Below are 3,017 nucleotides of genomic sequence, written 5' to 3' on the forward strand. Positions count from 1 at the left end.
ACCACGCCGTGCCGCTCGTCTCGCGAGACGGCGTCTGCGGTGTGCTGCACGCGCTGCTCGCGCCCGGGGCCGCCCCCGGCGCGGGCGAGTGCGCGTTCCTCGACCGCGTCGCCGCGCTCCTCGGCGCCGAGCTGCAGCGCCGGCGCCTCGAGGAGGAGCACCGGCGGCTCGAGAGCCGCTTCCTGCAGGCGCAGAAGCTCGAGGCGGTCGGGCGGCTGGCGGGCGGCGTCGCGCACGACTTCAACAACATCCTCACGGCGATCACGAGCTACGCCGAGCTGGGCCTGCTGCGCCTCGACGGCGCCAGCCCGCTGCGGCGCAACTTCGGCGAGATCCTCGCCGCGGCCGACCGGGCCGCGCTCCTGACCCAGCAGCTGCTCGCGTTCTCGCGCAGCCAGCACCTGGCCCCGCGGCCCGTGGACCTCGGGGCCGTCATCGCCGAGATGGGGAAGATGCTCCGGCGCCTCCTCGGCGAGGACGTCGAGCTCGAGGTCCGCGCAGCGCACGGGGCGGCGCGCGTGTTCGCGGACCCCGTGCAGGTGGAGCAGGTGGTGATCAACCTGGCGCTCGCCGCCCGCGACGCGCTGCCCGGCGGCGGCAGACTGCTGATCGAGACCGAAGGGGCCGGGGGCGACGCCCGCGGCGCGGCGCTCCGGCTCTCGTTCCGGGGCCCCGGCGCCGGCACGCTCTCCGAGGAGCGCGGGGAGCGCGAGGACCGCCCGGGGGCGCCGCTCGGCCTCGCGGCCGTGCGCGGCATCGTCGAGCGCTCCGGGGGCGACTTGCGCATCTTCGCGGAGGACGGCGGCACGGTCGTGCACGTCCGCTTTCCCGGCACCGACCCGGGGAAGGACGCCCCCGCCGGCGCGATCGCGCCGCAGCGCGGCAGCGAGACGATCCTGCTGGCCGAGGACGACGAGTCCGTGCGCTGCGTCATCGGCGTGGCCCTGCGCGACCTCGGCTACCGCGTCGTGGAGACCCGGGGCGGGCGCGAGGCGCTGGATGCGGCCAGGCAATCCGGGCCCGTCGACCTGCTGCTCGCGGACGTCGTGATGCCGGGCATGAGCGGCCCGCAGCTCGCCCGGGAGCTGCGCCGGGCGAGCGGGCCGCTGCGCGTGCTCTACGTCTCCGGCTGCACGGACGAGGTCCTGGAGCGCCACGGCGCGCTCGCCGCGGGCGCGCACCTGCTGCGCAAGCCCTTCAGCCCGGCGATGCTCGGCGACCGGGTCCGCCGCGTGCTCGACGCGCCGCCCAGCCCTGCATGAGTGCGTCGCCCCGGCCGACCGGCGTCCACCGCTTCGACCGCCTCGAGCTGGCCGGCTCCTTCGGCGACCTGGGGACGTTCCTGCCGATCGTCGTCGCGATGATCCTCATCAACGGACTGAGCCCCTCGGCGGTCCTGCTCTCCTTCGGCTTCTTCTACGTGTTCACCGGCCTCTTCTACCGCCTGCCGGTGCCGGTCCAGCCGCTCAAGGCGGTGGGCGCGATCGCGATCGCAAGCCCGGCCGTCGTGACGGCGCCGGTCATCGGGGCCGCGGGCATCCTCTTCGGCGCCGTGATGCTGGCGCTCTGGGCCTTCCGGCTCGTCGACCTGGCGGCCCGCCTCTTCACCGCGCCGGTCGTGCGGGGGATCCAGTTCTCGCTCGGCGTGATCTTCCTGAAGAAGGGGATCGAGCTGATCGCGAGCCGCGCCCTGTTCATCGACGGGCGGCCAGGGCCGCTCGCCGGCTGGCACGTCAATCTCTGGCTCGGCCTGGTGGTCTTCGTGCTCGTGCTCGCGCTCCTCGACAACCGGCGCTTCCCCGCGGCGCTCGTCGCGCTCGCCGTCGGCCTCACGGTGGGGATTCTCGCCGGCGGGATCGGCGACGTCCCGCTGGCGATCGGGCCCACCGCCCTGCGCGTCTCCATCCCGGACGCCGCGGCGTTCCGCACCGCCGCCATCCTGCTCGTGCTCCCGCAGATCCCCCTGACGATCGGCAACGCCTGCGTCGGGACGGCCGCGACCGCCGCGAGCCTCTTTCCCGGCGACCCGCGGCTGGACAGGGCCCAGGCCGGCGGCTTCGCCTTCACCATGGGCCTCGCCAACATCCCGGCCGGGCTCCTCGCGGCGGTCCCGATGTGCCACGGCACCGGCGGGCTCGTCGCCCACCACCGCTTCGGGGCGCGCTCCGGCGGCGCGCCGGTCATCATCGGGCTGCTCCTGATCGCCATGGCCCTCGGCTTCGGGCACCTCGGATTCGCGCTGCTGGCGTCCATCCCCAACTCGGTGCTCGGCGTCCTCCTGGTGTTCGCAGGGCTCGAACTGTGCCCGCTCATCCGCAGCCTCAAGACGAACGAGGAGTACTTCGTCGCGCTGCTGATCACCGGGATCGCGCTCGCCGTGCCGAACATGGCGTGGGCGTTCGGCACGGGGATCATCGTCGACCTCGTCATCCGCCACCTGAAGGTGAAGATCTAGCCCGCGGGCGCCTGCGCGGGTCTTTTCCGCGCCTGCGGCGTTGGACCTCGCTTCGCTCGTGCGGCGACCGCCAGGTCGCCTCCTCGCGAGCTGCGGTCCTGCCTTGCAGGGACGAAAAATCCCTCGCGCATGCGCTCGCGGGGGATTCCAGGGTCGCCGATGACAATCGCAGCCGATGCCCTGTGGGGGTGACAGCGGCGAAGCCGCGCCAGAGGGGGCAGCCCCCCTATGGAAGCGACGGCCAGGTGGAGTCGCCGTGCCGCGCGCGTTACCCGTCGCTGAAGGGTCGGTCGGCTCGCTCCGTGACCTCGTTCAGGCGGCGTTCCAGCTCGAGCCGCGCGGCCTCGAAGGCGGCGTCCCCGCCGTCCGCGGGCGGCACCAGCGGCTCGCCGTACACCACCCGCGCCCGCGCGAACGGCTTCGGCAGCAGGAACCCGTCCCAGCTCCGGAACGTCCAGTGGCGGGAGAAGCCGATGGCCGCCGGCACGACCGCGGCGCCGGCGAGCCGCGCCACGAGCAGCACCCCCGGCTGCAGCCGGTAGCGCGGCCCGCGCGGGCCGTC

3 protein-coding genes are annotated in these 3,017 nt (G+C 74.6%); 2 read left to right on the forward strand and 1 reads right to left on the reverse strand.

Annotated elements, in window-relative coordinates; genetic code table 11:
- Both VI078_09640 and VI078_09645 read left to right on the forward strand, forming a co-directional pair.
- Positions 1-1,262 (forward strand): response regulator (locus tag VI078_09640; GenBank protein HEY5999543.1); only part of this gene is annotated, 1,262 nt, incomplete at its 5' end.
- Complete coding sequence (locus VI078_09645) at positions 1,259-2,455, forward strand: putative sulfate/molybdate transporter (GenBank protein ID HEY5999544.1); 1,197 nt, start codon at positions 1,259-1,261, stop codon at positions 2,453-2,455. The genes VI078_09640 and VI078_09645, both read left to right, overlap by 4 nt.
- Before the next feature lie 268 nt (positions 2,456-2,723).
- Here VI078_09645 and VI078_09650 read toward each other — a convergent pair.
- The coding region (locus tag VI078_09650) for a hypothetical protein (GenBank protein ID HEY5999545.1) at positions 2,724-3,017 on the reverse strand (294 nt) is incomplete at its 5' end.

The organism is bacterium, assembly GCA_036524115.1.
Taxonomy (GTDB): domain Bacteria; phylum JAUVQV01; class JAUVQV01; order JAUVQV01; family DATDCY01; genus DATDCY01.

Bases quoted from the DNA above. Each gene is read 5' to 3' on its own strand.
- VI078_09645 (HEY5999544.1), top strand. From the start codon at position 1,259: ATGAGTGCGTCGCCCCGGCCGACCGGCGTCCACCGCTTCGACCGCCTC.